This window comes from Lipingzhangella halophila (genome assembly GCF_014203805.1).
Lineage (GTDB): Bacteria > Actinomycetota > Actinomycetes > Streptosporangiales > Streptosporangiaceae > Lipingzhangella > Lipingzhangella halophila.
In genome coordinates this window covers 2,978,805-3,001,265 of sequence record NZ_JACHJT010000001.1, presented here as the reverse complement: position 1 = coordinate 3,001,265, position 22,461 = coordinate 2,978,805, and the positions used below count along the sequence as shown (strand labels likewise).

22 protein-coding genes are annotated in these 22,461 nt (G+C 71.1%); 9 read left to right on the top strand and 13 right to left on the bottom strand.

The annotated features are described in order from the left end of the window. Positions 1-20 precede the first annotated feature (20 nt). A complete protein-coding gene (locus F4561_RS13940) occupies positions 21-713 on the bottom strand; it encodes a lysophospholipid acyltransferase family protein (protein WP_184583610.1) in 693 nt (230 codons plus the stop codon). 390 nt (positions 714-1,103) lie between these two features. Between F4561_RS13940 and F4561_RS13935 the strand changes: the two genes are divergently transcribed. Then, on the top strand, positions 1,104-1,772 hold the full coding sequence (locus tag F4561_RS13935) for a cyclase family protein (RefSeq protein ID WP_184579152.1): 669 nt from the start codon (positions 1,104-1,106) through the stop codon (positions 1,770-1,772). A 35-nt stretch (positions 1,773-1,807) separates the two neighbouring features. Here F4561_RS13935 and F4561_RS13930 read toward each other — a convergent pair whose 3' ends face one another. Then, positions 1,808-3,925 (bottom strand): FUSC family protein, encoded by a 2,118-nt coding sequence (locus F4561_RS13930; protein WP_376773696.1) that lies wholly within the window; start codon positions 3,923-3,925, stop codon positions 1,808-1,810. A 338-nt stretch (positions 3,926-4,263) separates the two neighbouring features. Between F4561_RS13930 and F4561_RS13925 the strand changes: the two genes are divergently transcribed. Beyond that, positions 4,264-4,848 carry a hypothetical protein gene (locus F4561_RS13925; protein WP_184579149.1) on the top strand — a complete coding sequence of 195 codons (585 nt, stop codon included), beginning with the start codon at positions 4,264-4,266 and terminating at the stop codon, positions 4,846-4,848. 211 nt (positions 4,849-5,059) lie between these two features. Here F4561_RS13925 and F4561_RS13920 read toward each other — a convergent pair whose 3' ends face one another. From F4561_RS13920 to F4561_RS13900, 5 genes are all read right to left on the bottom strand, one after another. Continuing rightward, a complete protein-coding gene (locus tag F4561_RS13920; RefSeq protein ID WP_184579146.1) occupies positions 5,060-5,410 on the bottom strand; it encodes a GntR family transcriptional regulator in 351 nt (116 codons plus the stop codon). Then, positions 5,394-6,356: a hypothetical protein gene (locus F4561_RS13915; RefSeq protein WP_184579143.1), complete on the bottom strand. Its 963-nt coding sequence runs from the start codon at positions 6,354-6,356 to the stop codon at positions 5,394-5,396. Before F4561_RS13915 ends, F4561_RS13920 begins: the two co-directional genes overlap by 17 nt. Before the next feature lie 26 nt (positions 6,357-6,382). Further along, positions 6,383-6,763, bottom strand: coding sequence for a hypothetical protein (locus F4561_RS13910; RefSeq protein ID WP_184579140.1), 381 nt, complete (start codon positions 6,761-6,763; stop codon positions 6,383-6,385). Between the two features lie 171 nt (positions 6,764-6,934). Then, positions 6,935-8,221: a coiled-coil domain-containing protein gene (locus F4561_RS13905; protein ID WP_184579137.1), complete on the bottom strand. Its 1,287-nt coding sequence runs from the start codon at positions 8,219-8,221 to the stop codon at positions 6,935-6,937. A gap of 192 nt (positions 8,222-8,413) precedes the next feature. Next, positions 8,414-9,379 carry an aldo/keto reductase gene (locus F4561_RS13900; protein WP_221445481.1) on the bottom strand — a complete coding sequence of 322 codons (966 nt, stop codon included), beginning with the start codon at positions 9,377-9,379 and terminating at the stop codon, positions 8,414-8,416. Between the two features lie 102 nt (positions 9,380-9,481). On the opposite strand from F4561_RS13900, the gene F4561_RS13895 reads away from it, so the two are divergent. Continuing rightward, the gene (locus F4561_RS13895) at positions 9,482-9,877 is read left to right on the top strand and encodes a MerR family transcriptional regulator (protein WP_246437199.1); all 396 of its coding nucleotides are present in this window, start codon (positions 9,482-9,484) and stop codon (positions 9,875-9,877) included. Positions 9,878-9,930: 53 nt separating this feature from the next. Here the strand turns inward: F4561_RS13895 and F4561_RS13890 are convergent, their stop codons facing one another. Continuing rightward, positions 9,931-10,488, bottom strand: a complete 558-nt coding sequence (locus F4561_RS13890; protein WP_184579130.1) for a GNAT family N-acetyltransferase — start codon at positions 10,486-10,488, stop codon at positions 9,931-9,933. Between the two features lie 142 nt (positions 10,489-10,630). Here F4561_RS13890 and F4561_RS13885 point away from each other — a divergent pair, with 142 nt between their 5' ends. After that, complete coding sequence (locus F4561_RS13885; RefSeq protein WP_221445480.1) at positions 10,631-11,581, top strand: ketopantoate reductase family protein; 951 nt, start codon at positions 10,631-10,633, stop codon at positions 11,579-11,581. Positions 11,582-11,649: 68 nt separating this feature from the next. Continuing rightward, positions 11,650-13,449 (top strand): FUSC family protein, encoded by a 1,800-nt coding sequence (locus F4561_RS13880; RefSeq protein ID WP_184583602.1) that lies wholly within the window; start codon positions 11,650-11,652, stop codon positions 13,447-13,449. 231 nt (positions 13,450-13,680) lie between these two features. On the opposite strand, the gene F4561_RS13875 is transcribed toward F4561_RS13880, so the two are convergent. Together F4561_RS13875 and F4561_RS13870 are read right to left on the bottom strand one after the other, a co-directional pair. Beyond that, positions 13,681-14,340, bottom strand: coding sequence for an alpha-ketoglutarate-dependent dioxygenase AlkB family protein (locus F4561_RS13875; RefSeq protein ID WP_184579127.1), 660 nt, complete (start codon positions 14,338-14,340; stop codon positions 13,681-13,683). Next, complete coding sequence (locus F4561_RS13870; protein WP_184579125.1) at positions 14,337-14,810, bottom strand: GNAT family N-acetyltransferase; 474 nt, start codon at positions 14,808-14,810, stop codon at positions 14,337-14,339. Before F4561_RS13870 ends, F4561_RS13875 begins: the two co-directional genes overlap by 4 nt. 537 nt (positions 14,811-15,347) lie before the next feature. On the opposite strand from F4561_RS13870, the gene F4561_RS32560 reads away from it, so the two are divergent. Then, a complete protein-coding gene (locus tag F4561_RS32560) occupies positions 15,348-15,737 on the top strand; it encodes an STAS domain-containing protein (protein ID WP_184579122.1) in 390 nt (129 codons plus the stop codon). A 668-nt stretch (positions 15,738-16,405) separates the two neighbouring features. Then, positions 16,406-16,537, top strand: coding sequence for a hypothetical protein (locus F4561_RS33310; RefSeq protein WP_281384303.1), 132 nt, complete (start codon positions 16,406-16,408; stop codon positions 16,535-16,537). A gap of 48 nt (positions 16,538-16,585) precedes the next feature. On the opposite strand, the gene F4561_RS13860 is transcribed toward F4561_RS33310, so the two are convergent. Together F4561_RS13860 and F4561_RS13855 are read right to left on the bottom strand one after the other, a co-directional pair. Beyond that, positions 16,586-18,319, bottom strand: coding sequence for a class I adenylate-forming enzyme family protein (locus tag F4561_RS13860; RefSeq protein WP_184579120.1), 1,734 nt, complete (start codon positions 18,317-18,319; stop codon positions 16,586-16,588). A 113-nt stretch (positions 18,320-18,432) separates the two neighbouring features. Continuing rightward, positions 18,433-19,524, bottom strand: a complete 1,092-nt coding sequence (locus F4561_RS13855; RefSeq protein ID WP_184579118.1) for a zinc-binding dehydrogenase — start codon at positions 19,522-19,524, stop codon at positions 18,433-18,435. Positions 19,525-19,861: 337 nt separating this feature from the next. Between F4561_RS13855 and F4561_RS13850 the strand changes: the two genes are divergently transcribed. After that, positions 19,862-20,191 (top strand): DUF6221 family protein, encoded by a 330-nt coding sequence (locus F4561_RS13850; RefSeq protein WP_184579116.1) that lies wholly within the window; start codon positions 19,862-19,864, stop codon positions 20,189-20,191. 196 nt (positions 20,192-20,387) lie between these two features. On the opposite strand, the gene F4561_RS13845 is transcribed toward F4561_RS13850, so the two are convergent. After that, positions 20,388-21,557 (bottom strand): S1 family peptidase, encoded by a 1,170-nt coding sequence (locus F4561_RS13845; RefSeq protein WP_312885253.1) that lies wholly within the window; start codon positions 21,555-21,557, stop codon positions 20,388-20,390. Between the two features lie 299 nt (positions 21,558-21,856). Between F4561_RS13845 and F4561_RS13840 the strand changes: the two genes are divergently transcribed. Next, complete coding sequence (locus F4561_RS13840; RefSeq protein WP_184583598.1) at positions 21,857-22,441, top strand: TetR/AcrR family transcriptional regulator; 585 nt, start codon at positions 21,857-21,859, stop codon at positions 22,439-22,441. Positions 22,442-22,461 lie beyond the last annotated feature (20 nt).

Here is a 22,461-nt window from a genome sequence, read left to right as displayed (position 1 = left end):
GGGCGAAACGGTGAAACAGCCTACGATCGCTGCCCGCGGGTCCGATCGTCCTTGACAGAGGCGGCGAACCGCGGCACCTGCTCCTGACCGGAGAGCCGCTGGATCGCCGCCATGACCGCGTCGGTGGCGGCCCGGCGCGAACGTGCCCGGCCGGCTTCCCCGGCCCACGCCGAGAGGTCCACCGGCGGGCCGAAGCGGACGCCGATCCGCCGGAACGCGGGAAGCCGGGCACCGGCCGGAAGAATGCGGTTGGTGCCGGACAGGGCCACCGGAACCACGGGTGCCCCTGAGCTGAGCGCGAGCCAAGCCAGCCCGGTCTGTCCTCGGTGCAGGCGGCCGTCAGGGGAGCGGGTGCCTTCCGGGAAGATACCGAAGGCGGTGCCCTCCTTCAGTACCCGGAGGCTCTCCTCCATGGCCTCCCGAGAGCTCTGCCCAGGGTGGCGATCGATCGAGAGCTGGCCGATTGCGCGCAATGCGCGGGTGAAGGCGCGCTGGGCAACGTTGCCCTCGGCGAACAGTTCGCGCTTGGCGATGAAGACCACCTGGCGCGGCACGGCCACGCCGATGAACAGCGGGTCGATGTTGGACAGATGGTTGGCGGCGAGAATCACCGGACCCTGTCGGGGGATGTGGTGGGTGCCCTCCACGCGTAACGGCCAGATGGCCCGCGTGGCTGGCGCGATGACCGTCTTGGCGGCCCCGTACGACGACACTGCTTGTGATCCCCTCTCATTGGACATGCCGACCCTGAGGCTATCGGTGCCCAGCAGGGACACCGCTCGGTACCCGGTCCCGGCGTCGCGGTCCATGGCCGGAAAAGGCTAGCGAACGTGTGCGGGGCCGGTGTGAGCGCGGGCGGTCTCGCATGGGCACCTGAGCGACCGGCCGCGCGCACGCGGCCAGTCGCGCCGCGAACCGGACGCGGTCGAAACGCCGGTCCCCGGTGGAACTCGGACTTCGTAAGGGGAGCCCCCTTTTGTGATCAGTGACGAAGCAGGAGACTCGTCCGCGAGGGAGAGTTTCCCCTTCCTTCTGGGGAAGGGAGAAGTTGGCAACCACAGCAACCAGCATTCGCCCGCGGGCCGGGTAGGGAAGGCGGAGCAGTGTCGCACCTGATCGACGTCAGCCACCAGATCACCGACGGGATGATCACGTACCCCGGGTTGCCGGGGCCGGTCATCGAGGAGTACCTGACGTTTGAGGGGTCACAGCGTGTCTATGCCCCCGGTACCGAGTTCAGCATCGCCCGCATCTCCATGGTGGCCAACACCGGCACCTATCTTGACTCGCCCGCGCACCGCTACCGCGAGGGCGCGGACCTCGCCGACCTCGACCTGGAGAAGCTCGCGGCGCTTCCCGGAGTGATCGTGGACGCGGGCGCCGGCTCGGCCGCGGTCGGGCCCGAATCCTTCAAGGAACTCGACGTCCAGGGCAAGGCGGTCCTCATCCGCACCGGCTGGGACCGTCACTGGCGGACCGAGCACTATGGAGACCCCGAACACCCTTACCTGACCGAGGACGGAGCCAAGGCGCTGGTCGCCGCCGGCGCCACGCTGGCCGGCATCGACTCGGTCAACATCGACGACACCTCGTCCGGCAGCGGCGGCGCGCGCCCGGCGCACTCGGCCCTGCTCGCTGCGGGGGTTCCGGTTGTCGAGCACCTGTGCTCGCTCGACCGGCTTCCCGCCACCGGCTTCACGTTCTTCGCGGTCCCGGTGAAGGTCCGCGGCCTCGCGACGTTCCCGGTCCGCGCCTTCGCCATGGTCGAGTGAGCCGGGGCCGGAGCACCGGAGCCCGGTTCTCCCGTTCAGAGGTCGGCGTCGATCTCCTGCTGCGCGTGGCGCTTCTCGCGCTGCGCGCGGCGCTTCTCCTGCAGCTCGGCCGTCCGGGTGTCCTCGGCCACCGCGGTGCGCATCGACGACGACAGCGCCCGCAGCTCCATGTTGATCCGCGGGTAGTCCACCAGCCGCGGTAGCGCGCCCAACCGCGGGGTCCGCCGGTGCAGGAGCGCTTCCTGCAGCTCCTTGAAGGCCAGGTCGAGACGCTGCACGGTGATGTGCGAGGCGGCCGGCGGATGCTCCAGCGTCAGCGCCGCCAGCGCCAGGTAACCGGTGCGCTGGGTGGCGACCACCACCGGCCACAGCGGACGCGTCGTCGTGGCGCGCGGTACGTCGCCGATCGCGCTGTCGTAGACACCGCGAAGGCTGACCAGAGCCGCGCGCAGGTCGCGCCGCATCCGGTAGCGCCGCTCCGGGGAGAGCCGCACGTCGGGGTCGAGAACAGCCGTGATCGCGAGCCGGGCCCGGTCGAGCACATCGGAGATGGTCGGCGGAAGCCGGGCCGCCGAGGCGCGGGGCCACAACAGCACCGCTCCCAGCATCCCCGCGATCGAGCCGAGGATGGTGTCGAGGATGCGTGCCTGGGCGAGCGCATCCACGGGGTACGGCGCGGCGGTGTGCGCCAGCAACAACGCCATGGGGGTGATGAGAACCGTGCCGTAGAAGAAGTTCCGCGTCAGGGCGAACTGGCCCAGCCCCTGGAAGAGCGAGGCCACCACGATGACGGTGACCAGCGCCGGGTCGAGGAACAGCGCTCCCGCACCGATCGCCACCCCCAGCAGCGTGCCGAGGGCGCGTTGCGCCGAACGGTTCACGGTCAGGACGACGTTACCGCCCTGCAGGACCGTGGTTGCCGTGATCGAGATCCAGTAGAAGCGGTCCATGCCCAGCGCCAGGCCCACGACTCCCGCGAGCGCGACCGTGATGCCCATGCGCAGCGCGGTCGGCCGGATCAGCGAGTCCCGGCTCAGGCTGGACCGCAGCGAGTTGCCCACCGACGGAAAACGCGTGTCGTACAGCTCCAGGCCGCGGTCCGTGTTCTCGTGCTCGGGCCGGCGGGCGGCCTGCGCCGCGCGGGCGAGCCGGTTGTAGAGCTGGGGCTCCCACGAGCGCGGGCGCAGCCCTTTCCGCAGCGCGTCGAGCGCATCGGGGTCGGGCGCGCGCTCGGGCCGGGCCACCGCGACCGCCAGTTCGTCGGCGAAGCGCGCGGCCTCCTCCGGAAGCGGGCTGGTGCGGGCCATAGACACGTCGGTGGCGGTGAGATGGATATCGGAGACCCAGCGCAGCAGGGCGCGCAGCCGCGCTACCTCCGGGGTGTCGCGGTAGCCGCGCGCCTGGGCCAGCAGCATGATGCGCCACGCCTCGGCGACCGCGACCGACGCATCGTGCTGCACGTGATCGAGCCGCCGCGTCCCAATGGCCCGTAGCAGCGCGGCCAGCTGCACGAACGCCTGCGCTACCGCTTGGTTCTCCGGGTGCCGGCCGCGGATCAGGGCACCCGACATCGACACCACCCAGCCGACCGCGGCGCCGACCGCGGCGATGGCGGTATGCAGGGGGACCTCGGTGAAGCCGCCCGGGATGATCGTCGCGATCGCCCCGACCAGCACGAAGAAGAGGGGACCGGGACGGTCGACACGCAGCGCCTGGCAGAGCCAGGTGGCCACCCCCGCGATCGCCCCGACGGCGACCGCGGACGCCCACGGGTTGAGCGCCGACAGCGAGCCGACCATGACACTGGCGACAAACCCCAGGCCGACGAAGCCGAGAGCGATCGCGCGGTACCCGTAGGGCGTGTTGCGCTCGTAGAGCACCGTCATGGACCCCAGCGCCGCGAGTGTCGCGAGCTGCGGCGTGAACACGTAGGAGCCCAGCGAGAAGGCGAGGGCCATGGCGATCGTGGCCTTGGCCCCGATCGCCCATCCCCACTGGCCGCTGCCCAGACCGAAGATCGCGAAGAGGTTCATCCGATGGCGCGGCCGCTCGGCGACCGCCGGTCGTACCCGAGCGGGTGGCTTCTGCTCGCCGCCCCCGGTCGCGGGATCGTCGGATTCGTCGCTGGTCTCCTGATCTGGCACGTCCCCAATGGTAGAAGGGCGTGCCGCCGTGCACACCGCCGGATCCGGGATGCGCCGCCATGGCTTGCGCCGGGGTCTCGGGGCGCGGCGGCGCGGCCACCGCGACGAGGTGCTACCGGTCCCGTGCCGCGCCGGGTGCGCGGAAGTCCCGCAATGGCCGGGCGTATCGGTGCCCGGCTCCAGCCGCCGCTCTCCACCCCCGCTGGTACCGCGCGGCCGGGGGTGAGGCTGCGCGGTACCGCGCAGCGAGTGTGACGGAGTTCCCAGAGTTGTTTGCCGCGGGCGTAAGGTGCTGCGTATCAGATGCGCGAGGTCCGCTGGAACGGCTGGGCAAAGGAAGTAGAACCGTGGTCGAGACCGAGGTCAGAGGGGTGCGCGCTGAACCGGGTGGCTGGCGGGACCTGACGTTTTCCGAGGCCGGGTACACGCCCGCACGCGCCAACCTGACCAGGGTGCTGGACCCGGTGTTCGGTCCGTGGCCCTCCGGGATCGCCGTCACGGTGCTGCTGGCGTCGATGCCCGCAATGTACCTGCTGCAGAAGCTGGCCCCGTCGTCCGCGGACCCGACGGAGCCGCTGCTCTACGCCGCGGGTCTTGCGCTGCTGTTCATCGTGGCCGGCGGGATCTACCACACGCGGGACGCGATCGCCTCTGCCGTGTCGTTGGCCGGCTGGCTCGCGTTGCTCGCCGTGACCCTGCCGCTGCTTCTTTCTCGTCGCTATCGCGCGTGGGCGGTTGACCTGTTCGACCCGGAACGTCCGCGGATACCCGCGGCCAGGATCGCCGACGTTCGGGTCGAACGCCACGGCGACGAGTCGACGGTGGAGGTGCTCCTCACCGGCGGCACCACGGTCCGCTACACCGCGCACGGCGCCGACGGCGCCCGGCTGAGCCGGTGTTTCTCCCGGCTGCTGAAGGCCGACGCCACTTAGATCGGTGATGTGGGCGGGTGGTGCGGCGTCCAACGGAGGCGGCGAGGCCCCGGGGGCCTCGGAAGGATGCGTCAGTGTTCCCGCTCGGTGGCGGGGCGCACCGGAAGTGTCCGTGGCGTCGTTCTCGGCGCTGAACATGTCCTCACGGTCAGGGTCGGTGCGCAACGGCGCGCGGGCGACCCTGCGGTGCGAAGAGGGGACAGCAACGGAGTCACTCGCGCATCGCGGTGCGTAACGCCGAGATCGCTTCCTCCTCGGTGGCTCCGATGTGCCGGACGGTGCGCGCGAAGGAGCGGGCGGCGTCGTTGAGTTCGGAGCGGCTGCCGTTGGCGATGATCACCGCTCCGCGGCCGCGGCGCAGTTCCACCAGGCCCTCGTCGCGCAGTTGCTGGTAGCCGCGGAGCACGGTGTGCAGGTTGATTTCGAGCGCGGAGGCCACGGTCCGGGCGGCCGGGAGCTTATCGCCGGCCTGCGCGGTTCCTTTGGAGAGCGCGGCCCGGACCGATGCCGCGACCTGCTCGGCGAGCGGTTGGGAGGACTCCGGGTCAATCGTGATCAACATCGTTGCGCTCCCGGTGCAGGTAGCCGTTGACCAAGCTGGCCGCGGTCTTGGCTTCGTGGGTGGAGAACACGAAGGCGCGGCCCTCGGTCAACTGGAGGTGGAGCGCTGGCCCCGTGCCGGTGCACGCACCCCAGCCGTGGTCGCTGCCCCCGGGTGGGTAGGTCGCGGAGCGCGGGGACCGCTCCAGGGCAGTGGCCTGGGTGATGTGCGCGTAGGGGATGGTCGAGCGCAGGGTTCCCGCGGTGGCCAGCGCGACGCCACGCTCGTCGATGACCAGCTTGGCGTGGGACTGGGCGAGCAACCACAGGCCGATGATGGTGAAGACCAGGCCGGGGGCCAGGGTGTTGTCCCTGGTCGCGCTCACGATCGTCACAGCAATCCCGAGGGCGAGCAGAGCCGCGCCCACCAGCAGGTTCGAGCGCACCCATACCGTGGCGGCGAACATGGCCCTCTGCTGCGGGCCGAGACGAAAGGCGGGCGTGCCCTCGGGCGGAACTCCGGTGGCCACGGGTGGCGCGCCGGTGCGGGCGAGGGCCCATGCCAGGGCGCCAACGGCGGCCGCGACAGGGACGCCCGCGATCCAGAACCAGCCGGATGCCTCGTTCATCCCGAACCAGCGGATCTCGTCGGGCGGCGGGACGCCGATGAGTGAGACAACGTGCAGGGTGATCTGGGTGCCGAAGAGCCCGCTGACGGCGGCGCTGGTGGCGGCAGCCTGGCGCTGTAGCGGGGCGCTGCGCTGGTAGCGCGCCAGCGTCGCCGCCGTCGTCGCCCCGATGAGGAACGCCATCACCATGGAGGCCAGGACCGCGCCGACGAACATCTGGCCGGCGATGTCCGACTTGAACACCAACGCGAGGGCCGACGGGACGGCCGCCGACAGGGCAGCGGGAACGAGGGCCACCAACCAGCGGCGCCCCTGGTAGGTGTCGGGTTCTGCGTACACGTGCAACCTCCTTTGTTTGCATAGAACTATAACAATAGGAATTGCCGTGCGGAAGGGGGAGTGGGCAGTGGCACGGTTGCGGTGGCGTCTTTACTGCTCAGAGGGGTGGAACCCGGAACGCGCGCGGTGCTGGCCGGGGTGGCGTTGTGCGCACTCAGCCGGGAGAGCCGACCGCCACGCTGGGCGCGTTCGGGCCGGTGCTGTCGTGCGCACCCTGGGGGAGCCAGCGCGGCGGTGTGCTCGGCCATGTCGAGCGCCTGAGCGCCGCGACGCAGGCCGCGCACGCCAGCGCCGCTGGTGTGCGGCACACTCGGCGGGCCGTCGGCCCGGTCCTCCCGAAGCGCGGCGACCGGGCCGAGGACCACGAACGCCTGACCCGCGGCGTCCCGGGCGGGCACGTTCGACATTCGACAACCGTCACAGCCGAGCCGTCTCCGGCGCAGTGGACCGGTTCCGGACAGCCGGCAGGCCAACCGGCACGGCCTGGCGTACCACAGAACCTTCCGGGCCCGCCCCGGCCGTTGGCCGTACTCGACGCATCCCGCCTCGAGGGGCCTTGTCCGCCGCCAAGAGCGGCGCTACGCACCGCCTGAGCGCGCCGGCGGCCCATCCGCGGGTCCGGCACCGCCGTCCGGGTTCTTCCCACTCGGAGCCGCCTCCGCGGCGGTGTCCGCGGCGCCGTCCACTGTGTTCTCCGCGGCATCGTCCGCGGCGCGCCCGCGCCGCAGCTCCGCCAGGGCCTCGTCGAGCTGCTGCTCGGCGCGTTCGGCCCGGAGGGTGGCCTGCGAGCGGGCGTCCTCGACGGCCGCGAGCCGCTCGGCCGCGGACTCCCGCGCCTCGGCGAGGCCGCGTTCCGCGGCGGCGCGCTGGCTGTCGAGCTCGGACCGCATCCGGGCGCGTTCCTGCTCGGAATCGGCCCGCAGCCGTTCCACATCGGCGCTGAGCCGGTCGCGTTCCGCGGCCAGGTCCGCGGCGCGGGCCCGTGCGTGCTCCGCGGCGGAGTCGGCGCGCGCGGCCCGGTGCTCTGCCTGTTCCCGGGCGTCGTTCTGCTCGGCCAGCGCTGTCCGGATCCGGTCCTGCTCGGCGGCCGCCTGCTGGCGCGTCTCGGCGAGCTCCCGCTGAGCGCGCTGCCGTTCCTCCTCCAACGCCGCTGCGGAGTGGCGCTCGACCTCCTGTACGCGGCGCTCAGCATCGGCCAGGCCCGCGTTGCACTCGGCGACGGCGGCGTCCCGTTCCGCTTCGAGGGACGCGGCGCGCGCCAGAGCGGAGTCGCGCTCGACACGGCTGTCCTGGCGCGCGGTTACCGCCTCGTCGGCCATCCGTTCCGCGGCGCCGGCCGCGGCGACGGCCGACTCCGTGGCCTCCTGCGCTGCGGCCCGCTCCTGCTCGGCCTGCCGGCGGCGGTTCTCCGCCTCCAGCCGCGCGCTGTCTGCCTCGGCGACCCGCCGTGCCGCCTCCAGCCGGGCGGCCTCGACCTGGGCCTCGGCGCTGGCCGGATCGGTCATGGTGCCGAACGCCCGCCGCGCGGCGTCCAGGGTCGCGGTGAGCTGTTCGGCCTGGACCGCGAAACGGGTCAGCAGATCATCGGCGCGCAGCCGGGCGTCGCTGACGGGCGCGCCACCTGCGGCCGGTTCCGACGCCGCGGCGCCGGGAGGCGGGGGAGTGGAGCCGGAGGTTTCCTCCTGCGGCGCCTGCTCGGCGGCGTCCCGTTGCATCCGCTGCCGCTCGCGCCAGGCCCGCCAGCGCGTGTGTTCGGGCAGGTCGCAGTACTCGGGCGGCCGGCCCGGCGCGGACCCGCGCGGCACGGGCCGGTCACACCCGGGAAAATTGCAGGTGTTCGCGTCGGTACTGGCGTGCGCGCTCACGTTCCTCGCTCTCTGGCCACCGGTGTCGTGCGGACCGTGAACGAGGGTAGCGGTCGTTACCGGGAGCCCCGCTGTTTCCCGGCGGCCGGCGTGGTCACGCGGTCGGGCGCCGCCCGACCGCGTGACCACGCCCGCGCGATCCCGCGGCGGGGGCACGGCCGCCGGATCGCGCGGTCGGGTACCGCGGCGGTGTTAGTACCGCTCGCCCTGCGCGGGGGGCAGCGCGTCGAGTTCGGCCAGGTCCTCGGGACTCAGCACCAGGTCCGCGGCTCCGGCGTTGGCCTCCAGGTAACGCGGGGTCTTCGTCCCCGGGATCGGCACGACATAGCGGCCCTGGGCGCGGACCCAGGCCAGCGCTACCTGGGCGGCCGTGCCGCCGCGTCGTTCCCCGATCTTTCGCACCCGATCCGCGATCGCCTGGTTGGCCTCGATCGCCTCGGGCTGGAACCGCGGGTTGTTCCGCCGCATGTCCCCCTCCTGGAGATCCGTGGCCGACTGGATACTTCCGGTCAGGAAGCCGCGGCCGAGCGGGGAGAACGGCAGGAACGCGATCCCGTTCGCCTCGCAGTAGGGGACCACCTCGGACAGCGCGTCGCGGGTCCACAGCGACAGCTCGGACTGCACGCTGGTTACCGGGTGCACGGCCGCGGCGCGTTCGATCTCGGCAACGCTCACCTCCGAAAGGCCAAGCGCGCGCACCTTGCCCGCCTTGACCGCCTCGGCCATCACGCCCCAGGTCTCCTCGATGGGAACCTCGGGGTCGACCCGGTGAAGCTGGTACAGGTCGATGCGGTCCGTTCCAAGGCGCCGCAGGCTCGCGTCGACCGCGTCGCGGACGTGGTCGGGACGCCCGTTGCGGGCCAACCTCTTCTGCCCCGGTGCCGCCTCCAGGCCCACCTTGGTGGCGAGGACGGCCCGGTCCCGCCGGTCGGCCAGTGCCCGGCCGACCAGCTGCTCGTTGGTGTGGGGGCCGTAGACGTCGGCGGTGTCGACCAGGGTCATTCCGAGGTCCAGTGCCCGGTGGATGACCGAGACCGACACCTCGTCGTCGCGGCCCGCGGGGTCATAGGCGAACGTCATTCCCATGCAGCCGAGGCCGATGACTCCGACCTCGGGCCCGGTGGCTCCCAGTGTGGTGCTGCGCACGCGTGACTCCATTCGTGATCAGCGGCGGCCGCGCGGCCGCCGGGCGTAACTCTGGTCCTTCGAGCGCGCTCCAACGCAAGCCCCGAGGCACACGGGATTGAGTAGATTCGGGGCATGACCGTCACCATGCCCCGCGGCCTGTCCGTCTCTGAGACGGCGGAGCGAACCGGCCTGACCACCGACACGCTTCGCTACTACGAGCGGATCGGGCTCATCGATCCGGTCCCGCGCTCGTCCGCGGGCCACCGGGTCTACGGCGAAGCGCAACTGGAGCAGGTGTCGTTCGTGCTGCTGCTGCGCAACACGGGGATGCCGATCCGCGACATGCTCCGGTACGCGCGGTTGCGGCGCGAAGGGGAGCACACGGCCGCGCTCCGCCGGGCACTGCTGGAAAGCCACCGCGAACGGCTGCACGCGCAGGTACGCGAGTTGGAGTCCAGCATCCGCTTCCTGGACGTCAAGATCGACCGCTACGGGGACGTGGAGCACTGCTCCGCCGCCCCGGGCTGAGCCGAGGCGGCGAAGAGGCTACGACGGTCGGGGGCGCGTCCGGCGGCTGAGTCTCAGTCGTGCGCGCCGACCCCGGAGATCCGGCAGACCATTGTTGTCACGAAGGGACGGAACCCCTCCTGCTCAAGGAAGCGGATGTCGTCGGCGCTCGTTGCGACGGCCGACAGTTCGATCTCACGGATCCCCAACTCGCCGAGTTGGCGTCGGACCTCCTCAAGCAGCCCAGAGCCGACTCCGGTTGCGGTGTGTTCCTCGGGGACGGCGAGGGTCTGCACAACACCGACCCGTTCGCCCCGGTCCCACGACCCCTGCTGGCTCTCGCGGATCGTCACCATGGCGTAGCCGACCGGTTCGCGGGCGCGCTCGGCGACGACCGCCAGGGTGTTGGGGTCGGCCAGCCAGTCCAGGTACTGCTTCCTCCTGCGCCGCCAGGCTTCGTCGGCGTCCACGGACGTGATGACGTCCTCAAGGTGCGGCGCGACAGCGGTGTGCCGCTCATGTACGGCGGTCCAGAGCCCGGCGAGCTCGTCGATCTCGTGGGGGCCGAGGTAGCGGAAGCGCAGGACATCCGAAACGCCCTGGTGTGGTTTGGTCGCCAACGAAGTTTCCATATTCTTCTCACCCGTTCCACCAGCATCGGCACCGCTCGACCCACGGATTGGTCGGCACCAATCTCCTGGATGAGCTGTATATCCGAGACTACGTGCCGACTCGGGGCACGTGGCCAACGACACGAAGAAAGTAGAGGTTGTGATGACGGAAGAGAAATATTCGGTATCTTTTACGATCATTGGTCCTGGAGGGGTCGGCGGATTACTCGCCGGCCTCCTCGCACGTCAAGGCCACCAGGTCACTGTCGTGGCGAACGAGTCGACGGCCGCGCACATCGCCGCGGAAGGCATCCGAGTGGAGTCGGACACGTTCGGCGGCTTCTCGACGCGCGTGACCGCCCTGCCGTCCCTGGAACACAGTCCTGACGCCTCCGGCGGGCACGGGCACGTCGTCTTCGTGACGCCCAAGGCGACCGCACTCGGCGCCGCGCTGGACCGCGTCAACGCGGACGCCCTCGCCAGCGCGGTGGTCGTCCCGCTGCTGAACGGCTTCGAACACATGGAGGTCCTGCGGCGACGGTTCCCCGCCGCGTACGTGACCGGCGCCGCGATCCATGTCGGCGCCGCCCGTGTCGCGCCCGGCCACATCCACCACACTAGCCCGTACACGTGGGTGGAGATCGCCGACTCCGACGCGCCGGCTGACCGCATCGCGGAGCTGACCGCCGCGCTCCGCGGCACCGGCATCGGGGTTGAGCTGGGCGCGTCCGAGGGCCGCGTCCTCTGGGAAAAGTACGGCTTCCTGCTGCCGACCGCGCTGGTCTGCGCGCACTCGGGGCTGCCTATAGGCCGGGCCCGAGTCGACCACCGCGCGGATATGCTGAGTTTGGTGGCGGAGGTCACCGCGGTCGCTGATGCCAGGGGTGTTCCGCTCGACACCGAACGGATCATCGCGATGGCCGACGACCGCCCCGCCGACACCAAACCGTCAATGCTCTTCGACCGGGAGACCGGGCGCCCGATGGAGCTCGACCCGCTGGGCGGCGCACTGCTGCGCGCCGGTGAGCGCGCCGGTGTCGACACCCCCGTCACCGCACGCATGGTGGCCGACCTGGAACGGATCAATCGTGCGGCCACGCCCGCGGCGCCTTGAGTGGAGACAGCGTGACCGAGACAGCGCGGGACGAGTCGACCGGGTTCTCGGTCGAACCCGGGCCCGACATGAGCGCGAAGACCGACTACGAGCTCCTCCGCCAGTATGAGCCGGTACTCCGGTACACCCGGGGTGAGCTGTTCTTCCCCACGGACATCGAGGCGTACCTGCCGTGCTGCAGCCTCTACGTCGAGGACGACAACGGCCGGAAACACGAGGCGGTTCCCGCCGGTGAGCTCACCGCGGAACGGCTCTCCGGCGCCGAGGAGGAGTGGCCGGGCCAGCCCAAGCACCTCAGGTTCGTCCAGGAGGAGTCACTGGCCGCCGAGGCGCGCCGCTTCCGCCAAGGGGCCCGGCCGCAGATCCCCAAGAGCGGCCGGCTGGCCGCGGTCGGCGTCTTCGGCCGCGTCCTGGACGTCCTGGTCAAGCTCTCGCTGCTGATCCGGGGCGCGGTCCCGGGCGGTGTGGCGGCGGCGGCCGTCACCCGCTACCGCGAACATGTCGACGACGGCGGGGCCACCTATTACGGACGCGTTGTCCGCGACGGCGGCTACATCATCCTGCAGTACTGGTTCTTCTACGCGATGAACGACTGGCGCTCCATCTACGGCGGCGTCAACGACCACGAGGCCGACTGGGAGAAGGTCTTCGTCTACCTCACCGAGGCACCCGACGGTGCGATCCGGCCGATGTGGGCGGGGGCATCCTCGCACGAGTACACCGGGGACGATCTCCGGCGAAGCTGGGACGACCCGGACTTCCACCGCGAGGGCGACCACCCCGTGGTCTTCGTGGGCGCCGGCTCGCACTCGCACCAGATGCTGCCCGGCGACTACCTGATCCAGGTCGACCCCGCTGTGCTGCGCGGGGTGGTGCGCGCCTGGCGGCGCCTCACCGAGAAGTTGTTTCCCAGCACCAGCGCGATCGTGCGGCACGGGATCAGTGTCCCGTTCGTCGACTACGCGCGCGGCGACGGCGCACGGGTGGGTCCCGGCGGGGACCGCGAATGGCGGGCCGTGCTCATCGACGACGACACCCCATGGGTACGCGGGTTCCGCGGGCTGTGGGGCCGCGACACCCGCGACTTCTTCGACGGGGAACGCGCGCCCAGCGGACCGCGCTACGAGCGAGACGGAACCGTCCGCCATGCCTGGGCGGATCCGCTCACGTGGGTCGGACTGCACAAGGTCGCGCCGAGCGAGACCGCCGCGCGTGCCGAGCTCGAAGAGCACGTGAACCGGCTCGCGGAGCAGATCGAGCAGGCCGACGCCGATATCGCCCAGAAACGGGCCGAACTGCGCCGACTGTCGGCCGCCCAACTGGTGCTATCGCGCGACGTGCACGCCGAGACGCGGGCACGCGAGTACGGCGAGCAGCTCCGCGCCGCAGAACGGGAGCTGGCCGCGCGCTGCCGGGAGCGCGCGTTTATGGCCGACGAGCGCGATTTCCACCGCGCTGCCCTCGCCAGTCGTGAACCACTGGAGCCCGGCCCCAAGGAGCACCTGCGCTCGCCGCACCTGCCCTACGCCTCGGGTGCGCAGCGCACCACCCGATTCGTGCACATCTGGGCGGCGCTGAGCACCCCGCTGCTCATCATCTCGCTGGGCGCCATGCTGTTGCTGCAGGGCCGGTACACGGTTCCGGCGATGATCGGGGTGGTGGTGCTGTTCGCGACGTTCGACAGCTTCGCCCGCCGCAAACTGCTGCCGTTCTTGACCGGGCTGGCGTTCGTCGCCGTGCTGCTCGCCGTGCTCGCGGGCATCATCTGGGCGTTCGTCACGCAGTGGCGGATCGCGGTGCTGGTGCCGATCGTGGTCGTCGTCTCCGTACTGCTCGTGGTGAACATCCGGGACCTGCTGCGGCGGTGATCGGGTGCCGCGGGGGCGCGCGAAGCCCGCTGCGCCCCCGCCGCCGATCGAGGGGCGCGGTGGGCACCTCCGATGCTGCGGGGCGGGCCCGGCCTCCGATTCCCCGGTGCCCGTCCGTGCCGTGCGCGGCTGGCAGTACTGGGAGCGCACGCCCGGCCATCGGCGACTGGCAACGAAGCGGGAAAACCCGCGGGCGGGCGCGGACGCCCCCTTGCCAGGAGAGCCGGGACGTCAGCCCGGGGCCATGCCGGTCGCGCGGATCGTGATGTTCAGCCGGCCGGAGGTGAGTCCGCAGGCGGGATCGGCCGAACCGGGGCTGGTGCGCGGCACCCCGTGGTAGGCCCGCCGGGCGGGGCCGCCGAACACGAACAGGTCGCCGCTGCGGAGCTCGACGTCGGTATAGGGGCGGCCCCGCGTCTCGGTGTTGCCGAACCGGAACACGCAGGTATCGCCCAGACTGAGCGAAACGACCGGGACATCGGCCAGCTCCTCGCGGTCCTGGTGCATCCCCATCTTCGCGTCGGCGTCGTAGAAGTTGATCAGGGCGACGTCGTAGTCGGCGGACTCGCCGGGCGGCTCGCCGCCGTAGGCGGCCCGTAGCCCCGCGCGGGCGAGGTCGCCGAGGTGCTGGGGGAACGGTGCCACCGGGCCGGCGCCGGGGACCTCACGACTGTAGCGATAAGGTTCCCAATGCCAACCGAGGGCAATCATCCGCACACTCATCGTTCCGCCGCGCGGTGTCCGGTGCTGGCGCATCCCACCGGGGCCGCGCGCCCATTCGCGGCAGCGCTCCACGAGGTCGCGCTGGGCGGTGATACCGAGCCAGCCGGGCACGTGTACCGCACCGGGAGCGATGGTGACCGGGGCCGAGCCGAAGAGGGGCTCGCTCATACCGGAGGCCTTCCCGCCGGACGGAGATAACGTACCTCCTGCGCCGCGGCCGGATGGTCCGGTTCGCGCTCCTCGCCGTCCAAAGCGAAGCCCATGGTCTCGTAGAACCGGCGGGCCGCATGGTTGGCCGTGAGGACCCACAGGATCACCGGAGCCGCGTTGCCGGTCTCGTGCAGCGCGGTGGCCACGAGGGCCCGCCCCACCCCGTGGCGCCAGTACTCGGGATGCACGTAGCACGCGTAGATCTCGCCGGTGCCCGGGGCGGTGTCCTCGTCGCGGGAGGGGCCCAAGCACAGCCACCCAACGGGGAGGCCCTCGATCTCGGCGATGAAGTGGCGGACGCCCGGATCCGGTTCGCTGAGCAGGCCCTCCCAACGCTGGGGATCGGGGCGTACGCGGGCGAGTACCCCGTCGGGGAGGATCCCGCGGTAACCCTTCCGCCATCCCGCGGACCGAATTGTTGCGATCACGTGACCGTCACCGGGCTGTGCTGGTCGGATTTGGACGTCGGCCTTCCCGGGCGGCTGGGGCGGCATACGTGCAATTCGAGCACACAACGGCGGTCACGACAACGTACCCGCACGACGTTGCCCGGTCTTGATCTGGCGTTACGGGATTTTCCCATGTGAGACGGGGCGTTCGCGTGCCGAAAACGCCGCGGATGAGCCATGTGGGGCGGCTGGGCCGAACGCGGGGCCTCCGGCTGGGGCCGGCGTTCTGTTGTGCCCTCCCGACGAAGGACCTAAGACCCATGTGACGCGGTGGCACGATTTGCACAATATAATCCCGATACCCGCTTGCACCTGAGGAGGTGGCACCCGCTACGGGTATCGCCCCGAAAGGCCCCGACCGGGGTGCGGAGCGGAACCTGGGGCGGTGTTGCGCCGTTTTGGGTAGTACACGGATTTTGCGGAATTGCCCCCCGCGTGGGCTCGGAAGCGCTACGATCATCTTCGCGGGGTTGTAATGGAGAAGTCACCCGGGGTTGCAAGGAGAGGCGGAGCTGCGTGTCCGGACGAGAACGGGAACGCTTCGAGTGTGCTGAGGCAGTAGTTGTCCCCGTTACCGGTGAGATCGACATCGCCACCGCCGAGGGGATGCGCGACCAGCTTCTGCATGCCGCTACGCGGTCCCACGGCGCCTGTGTGGTTGTCGACCTTTCGGGTGTGGACTTCTTTGACGCCAGTGCGGTCCGCGCCCTGATGACGGTCTACCGGTTGCTGACCCGCGATGGTAGGCACATGGTTCTCGCCGAGCCGACAGATGTGGTGGCACGCACCCTGCAGGCGCTCGGCCTGGACCGGATCCTCGAGATCTACCCCATCGTGGAGATGGCGCTTATGCACGCCCGCAGCGCTCGGCTGACCGGCGGCAGGCGCGCGGCGGGACCGGAGTAACGCGGTCGGGGCCCCCGGAGCGGCGGCCCCGACCGCCCCGCGTCCTCGCCCGGCCACGCATAATTCCGACGGGCCGCGCCGCGCTTTTTCGCGTTGCGAACACGCGTCAAGAGAGGTTCGCTGACCGTATTCGGACGCCGATTCCCCGCACAATGCCCCTGTCGCCTCCGGTTGAGCGCATGCTTTTCTATCCGAGTCCCGCAGCCCCCCGCGGCGAAGGGCAGGAAAAGCAATGTCCCCCCATGGGAAGACTTCCCCTCGCGCCAGTATGACCAGGAGAAACGCTATCCAGAGCGCAACGCTCGGCGGCGCCGCGTTCCTCGGCGGCACGGTTTTGCTGGGAAAGTCCCCGAGTTATGCCGCGGTCGCGTCGAACGGCGTGAAACATGCCCAACCGACAGTTTTCACCCGTGCTGACTGGAGGGCGCGTCCGGCGCCGTTTCCCCGGGTGCTCGCCACTCCACCGAACTACATTGTGGTCCACCACACGGCGACCCGGAACAGCACCGACTACTCCCAGGGGCACGCCTTCGCGCTCTCCCGCCGGATCCAGGCGCACCACATGGACACCAACGGCTGGTCCGACATCGGCCAGCAGCTCACGATCAGCCGTGGCGGGTACGTGATGGAGGGGCGCGACCGGTCGCTGCCGGCCATCCGCGCTGGGCGTGGCAGAGTCCGACCTGCGGAGCACCCAGTCGCCGCCCGCTCCCGAGGAGGCCGGGAACGGCTCGGAGCGCGCCTTCGGGCACGGCCCGGCGCTGGGCCGGGACGCCCCGAACTTCGCCGCCGAAGGCTGAGCGCGCCGGGTGTCCGGACCCGTGACGAGCCCGGACACCCGGGTCCGCTTACTCCTCGCCCAGCCAGCCGTGCTCCCGCTTGATCTGCTTCTTGAGTAGCTTTCCGGCCGCGTTGCGCGGCAGGTCGTCCTTGGTGATCTGGATGTGCGCGGGAATCTTGAACGCCGCGATCCGTGGCTCCAGGTAGCTTCGCAGCTCGTCGGCGTCCAGGAACTGCTCGGGCAGCGTGTGCACCACCGCCCCGACCTCCTCCCCGTACACCTCGTGCGGGACGCCGGTCACGGCGACCTCGGCCACAGCGGGGTGCTCGTGGATCGCGGCCTCGACCTCTGCGCAGTAGACGTTCTCGCCGCCGCGGATGATCATGTCCTTCGCGCGGTCGACGATGTAGAGGAAGCCCTCGTCGTCCAGATACCCCAGGTCGCCCGTGCGCAGCCAGCCGTCCGCGAACGCCTCCGCGGTGGCCTCGGGCCGCTCCCAGTAGCCGATGACCACCCCGGGGCCGTTCAGCCAGACCTCACCCACACTGCCCGGTGGCAGCTCGGTTCCCACCGGGTCGACGACCTTGACGTCGACGGGGGGTGCCGGCAGCCCGCAGCTCTCCGGACGGATCTGGTAGTCGGGCCCGCCGTTGGTCACGGCCGCGGCGGAACACTCGGTCAGCCCGTATCCCTGGCCGATCAGCACGTCGTTCAGGTTCCCGCGGACCCGCGAGGCCATGGCGGGCGGCGCGGGCGCCCCGCCGCTGCTCAGCGCCAGGAGACTGGACAGGTCGTACTCGGAGAGGTTGGGCGAGGCCATGAGCTGAGTGATCATCGCGGGCACGGCGGTGATCGAGGTGATGCGCTCCCGCTCGATCAGCCGCAGGGCCTCCTCGGTGTCCCACTTGTACATCAGGACCAGGGCGCCGCCCCTGTACAGGATGGGCAGCATGATCGACTGGGCGCCGGTGGCGTGGAACAACGGCAGCACGCACAGAATCGAGGGGGTGGGAAGTGCGTCCACGTACGCCTGGTACTCGGACAGCTCCAGCCCGAGCCGCATGAAGGTGCGGGCGCGGCTGTACTCACCGGTCACGATGTTCTGGATCATGTTGCGGTGCGAGCCGACCGCGCCCTTGGGCAGGCCGGTGGTTCCCGAGGTGTAGAAGATGGTCGCCGGGCCGTCCGGATCCGGGGCGGCCTCCGGGAGCCGAACGCCGGGGGAGACCTGTCCGATTACCTCGTGCCACGACCGCGAGTTCTCCGGCAGTGCGGACTCCGTGCGCACGGCGATGCTCGGAATCGACAGCTCGGGCAGCACGTCGGCCAGGCGATCGAGTCGCTCGCCGTCGGCGACGAGCAGCTTCGAACCGCTGTCGGTCAGGCCGAACCGCAACTCGCTCCCGGTCCACCACGAGTTGAGCGGTACCGCGATCGCCCCGATGCTGGCCGTGGCGAAGAACGCGATCACCCACTCGGGATAGTTCCGCATGGCCACCGCGACCCGGTCGCCTTCGCGGATCCCGTACTCGTCGACAAGGCGGTGGGCCAGGGTCGCCGCGGTCCGGTAGTAGTCGGCGTGTGAGATGCTCTCCTCGCCGTAGACCAGAGCGGGGGCGTCCCCGTGCTCCAGGCTGGTCTCCAGGCAGGCGCGCAGGCTGGCCGGGGCGTGACTCCAGACCCGGGTGGGTGTTCCGCGGATCTCGACCACGTCCATCTCGAAAGGGCTGCCGCGGGTGAGAAGCCGGTTGGTCACCGCTGTCAGCGAACGTAGGGGGCGTGGACTCTCCGCATCCGTCATCGGATCTCCTCCGGGTACACCCCCGCCGTGGGGCGGGGGAAGGGATCTGTTGTGCAGCGGGGCAGGGGCGCCCAGTGGACTCTGGGACGACGGGGCAGAAGCGGCAGAGCGCCTCAGTCGAAGCGGATCAGCGAACGCCCTCCCTTGCCGTCGCGCATCCGCTGGAACGCAGCGGGAACGTCGTCGAGGCCGATCTCGTCGGTCACCATGGCCGCGAGGTCGATGTCACCGTCGCGCACGTGTGCCGCGAGGACGGGGATGTCGCGGGCCGGGTCGGACGACCCGTACACGCAGCCGCGCAGGGTGCGGGCGAGGTAGAAGAGCTCAAGGGCGGCGAAGCTGACCATGTCGTCGTTCGCGCCGACCCCGACCACGGTCGTGGTGCCGCCGCGCCGGGTCAGCCCCCAGGCGGCGCGGATGGTGGCCGAGGCTCCGACGACCTCGAAGGCGTGGTCGGCGCCGCGCCCGCCCGTGAGCCCGCGGACCTCCTTGGCCAGATTGTCGTCCGAGAGCAGGAAGTGGGTCGCCCCCAGCTCACGCGCCAGCTCCTCCTTTGCGGGGGAGAGGTCGACGGCGATCACCGGATCCGCGCCGGCGAGGCGCGCGGCCTGCAGGGTCGCGAGCCCGACCCCGCCCAGCCCTATGACGGCGACCGACTCTCCCGCGCGGACCGCTGCGGACTTGGCGACGGCGCCCCAGCCGGTCAGCGCCGCGCAGCCCAGGAGCGCGGCGGCGCCGGAGTCGATGCCGTCGGGCAGCGGGACGACGGCGTTCGCGGAAACGACTGTTGCTTCGGCGAACGCACCGGTTCCCAGGCCCGCGTAGACCGGTGTCCCGTCGGACAGCTCCGCGTAGGGGCGCTGGGCGGCCTCCGAGGAGCGCTCGCACAGGTGGGGCTCGCCGTTGCCGCAGAACCAGCAGGAACGGCACGGCGGCGCCCAGTTGAGCACCACTCGCTGCCCCGGCCGTACGTCGCCGACATCGGAGCCGACCGCCTCGACCGTGCCCGCTCCCTCGTGCCCGAGTACCGCCGGCATCGGCTGCGGGAGCGTGCCATTGGACAGGGACAGGTCGGAGTGGCAGGCCCCAGCTGCGGACAGGCGGACGCGCACCTGCCCCGGCCCCGGGTCGGGCAGGGTCACATCGCCGACGCGCGGCGCCTCCCCGCGTCCGCTGAAGATCGCGGCCTTGACGGTCGTGGTCATCGATGTCTCCCGGGGTGGTTCGTGCTCGGTTCGGTGTGGTGCAGACACTACAAGACCAACCAGTCGGTATCTATCCCCAGGTGCGGCGGTTGGCCGTACACAGGGGGAACGTGCGCCCCGGCGCGTCCGCCGGTGGTCCCGGAGACCGGATCCGGTCAGGTCCGCCAGGGATGGCGCGGTGGGCGGGTGCCCTTAGGCTCAACTGCCGCGTTGCCGTGCGGTCGGCCCGGCGTGCGCGAACGGAACGCGGGCCGGCGCGCGGAAGCCGGGTGGAACCAGTAGCGCGGTGTGGAACGTCGGTAGTGTCGTGGACCATGGGTGAGAGGCGGAGTCGGCATTGACCATTGTCGAATTCCTCGAGGAGCGCCTCGGGGAGGACGAGTGGAACGCCTATCGCGGCAGCTTTCCGGCGCGCCGCGACCGCGATCGTGCGCTCGCCGACATCCAGGCGAAACGGCGCATCGTCGCCGGCTACCAGGAGGCGTATCGCGCTTGCACGTCGGTGGTGGCCACTCAGGCCAGGGCGGCCGGACACGGTCCGGCGAAGCCGGACCCCGCCGATGCCGACGGCACGCTCTCGGCGCTCTGGGCCTGGCGCGAGGCGTTGAAGCATCTGGCTTCGGTGTACTCCGACCACCCCGACTACGACCGGGCTTGGGAGGCCTGAGCTCGGACCAGCGTGTGCGCGCCGCCCCGGGCGGCTCTGCGCGCGTGACCGGGGACGCCGGCGGGTGCCCCTGCCGGCCGGTGCCCGCAGCGCTCACGCGTCCCGCGTACGGGCCCCGTTCGTCGCGTTCGCATGGCCCCAATATGCCCGCCAACGGCGTGCGGCGCCAGGGCCCGTTGCGGCGCCCACAGCGCGCTCAGCCCGTGACCAGGTCCAGATTCCACTGGTCCAGAATCGGGCCGACCGGCTGGAAGAAGGTCGTGGCCTCGGAGCCGCAGTCGCCCGAGCCGCCCGAGGTAACCCCCTGGGCCTGGTCGCCACTGAGGAACGGTCCACCGGAGTCGCCGGGCTCGGCGCAGGCGTCGGTGCGCGTCAGGCCGGTAACCATCCCCTCGGGGTAGACGACCGTCTGGTTGCGCGCCTCGATGGTGCCGCAGCGCCAGCCAGACGTCGATCCCGAGCGGCACACGGACGCGCCGACAGGAGCCTCCGCGGCGCCGGTGACGGTCACGTCGCCGCCCTCGTGGTCGCTGACCCGCGGAGTCGGGTCCCAGTCGTCCTCGGTGCTGGCCCAGGCCATGTCGTGGTCGGGGAACACGGATTCGGCGATGACTCCGCTTCCGCCGTCCTCGCCGGCCACGGTGTCGCCGGCGTTTCCGCAGTGCCCGGCGGTGACGAACCCGTTCCCGGTTTCGCTCTCGACGGAGAACCCCACGGAACAGACCCGGTCGCCGTCGACGGTGAAGGCGTTGCCCCCGACGATCGGGGCGAACGTGCGCGGAGCCTCGGCGGTCTCCACGACCCGGATGACCGCGGAGTCCACTCCCGCCCGCGAGATGAACTCCTCCGCCTCCTGGACCGCTCCGTTGGTGACGGTCACGACCACGGTGTCGGCACCGATGTCGGGATACCATCCCGTCACGTTGGAGCCCGCGGGTGGGCCCTCGGCGTTGAGCCGTGCGACGACCCTGTCGAGTTCCTCCTCGCCGTGCCGCACGACCCGGGGTTGCGCGCCGGTCCGCCTGACGGCGGAGACGGCCGAGGAGTCGGTGACCGAGGCGGTGAGTTCGCCGGAGCCGGGGTCGAACACCGCGCCGGCGAACGCGTCCCCAGTGGCGCCGCGGATCTCCGCCTCGTGGGCGCGGGCGTTTCTCTGCTGGTCGAGCAGGCGTGGCAGCTCATCCGCGGAGAGGTCGAGGTCGCGTTGCAGCGCCTGGCCGAAGCCGCCCGTGGGCGGGTGCGGCGACGCCGCCGCGGTCCCCGGCGCCGCCGCCAGCAGCCCAGCGGCCAGCGCGACCACGCCGAGCGACGCGGCCAGCGGCGAGGTGCGCACGGTGCGCGCGGCCCGGTGCCCGCCCGCGGTCACGCGGGTCCCCCCTGGGAACGAACGGGCAGAGTGCCGGCTGGGGCTGTCCGGCACCGGTACGTGCGTTCCGCGGCGCGCTGGTTGCGGTGTGCCCATGTGGGTCCCCTTCGTGACTGTCGCGAGCGCATGCGACGATTACCCCGGGTTTCGCTATTCATTCATAGTGTGATCATTGCAGCACAGGATGTTACACATAGCGCAATAACACGCGCACGAGCTGTTTTCGTCGCGATGTGTAGGGTCGGGGTGTGGCCACGAGACAACAGAAGCGGCTGCCGCGGCATGTCCGGGAGCGGCAGATGATCGACGCTGCCGTGCGGGTGTTCTCGCACTCCGGGTACCACGCGGCGAGCGTCGAGGAGATCGCCGAGGCGGCGGGTATCTCCAAGCCGATGGTCTACATCTACCTCGGTTCCAAGGAGGGCGTCTTCACCGCCTGCATCCACCGCGAGGCCGACCGGCTGGTCGAGGCGGTGCGCGCGGTCGTCCGGCCGCACGACACACCCGAGCTGGGGCTCTGGCAGGGGATCGGCGCGTTCTTCCGGTTCGTGGCCGACAACCGCGACAGTTGGAAGGTGCTCTACCAGCAGGCCCGGACCCAGGGGACACCGTTCTCCGGGGAGGTCGCCGACGCCCGGTGCCGGGTCATGGACGAGATCACCGCCCTCGTGGTCGCGGGGACACGGCTGCCGGGAGGCGAGCGCATCATCGACGAGCAGGAGGCGGAGATCCTCGCCCGCATGGTCGCCGGCGCGGCCGACGCGCTCACCGAGTGGCTGCTGGAGAATCCCGACGAGACGCCGGAGAGCCTCACGGAACGCGTCATGAGCATCGCCCTGGTCGGCGTCGAGCGGTTCAACAGTGGAGACGTCTGCGAAGCGTGACCCGAGGCCGGGCGCGCCGT

What these genes read in the sequence shown, in the direction of transcription:
- F4561_RS13920 (WP_184579146.1), bottom strand. Translation starts at nt 5,410, where the DNA reads ATGTTGATCACGATTGACCCGGAGTCCTCCCAACCGCTCGCCGAGCAG.
- F4561_RS13910 (WP_184579140.1), bottom strand. Translation starts at nt 6,763, where the DNA reads ATGTCGAACGTGCCCGCCCGGGACGCCGCGGGTCAGGCGTTCGTGGTC.
- F4561_RS13900 (WP_221445481.1), bottom strand. Translation starts at nt 9,379, where the DNA reads ATGGAGTCACGCGTGCGCAGCACCACACTGGGAGCCACCGGGCCCGAG.
- F4561_RS13895 (WP_246437199.1), top strand. Translation starts at nt 9,482, where the DNA reads ATGACCGTCACCATGCCCCGCGGCCTGTCCGTCTCTGAGACGGCGGAG.
- F4561_RS13890 (WP_184579130.1), bottom strand. Translation starts at nt 10,488, where the DNA reads ATGGAAACTTCGTTGGCGACCAAACCACACCAGGGCGTTTCGGATGTC.
- F4561_RS13885 (WP_221445480.1), top strand. Translation starts at nt 10,631, where the DNA reads ATGACGGAAGAGAAATATTCGGTATCTTTTACGATCATTGGTCCTGGA.
- F4561_RS13880 (WP_184583602.1), top strand. Translation starts at nt 11,650, where the DNA reads ATGAGCGCGAAGACCGACTACGAGCTCCTCCGCCAGTATGAGCCGGTA.
- F4561_RS13875 (WP_184579127.1), bottom strand. Translation starts at nt 14,340, where the DNA reads ATGAGCGAGCCCCTCTTCGGCTCGGCCCCGGTCACCATCGCTCCCGGT.
- F4561_RS13860 (WP_184579120.1), bottom strand. Translation starts at nt 18,319, where the DNA reads ATGACGGATGCGGAGAGTCCACGCCCCCTACGTTCGCTGACAGCGGTG.
- F4561_RS13855 (WP_184579118.1), bottom strand. Translation starts at nt 19,524, where the DNA reads ATGACCACGACCGTCAAGGCCGCGATCTTCAGCGGACGCGGGGAGGCG.
- F4561_RS13840 (WP_184583598.1), top strand. Translation starts at nt 21,857, where the DNA reads ATGATCGACGCTGCCGTGCGGGTGTTCTCGCACTCCGGGTACCACGCG.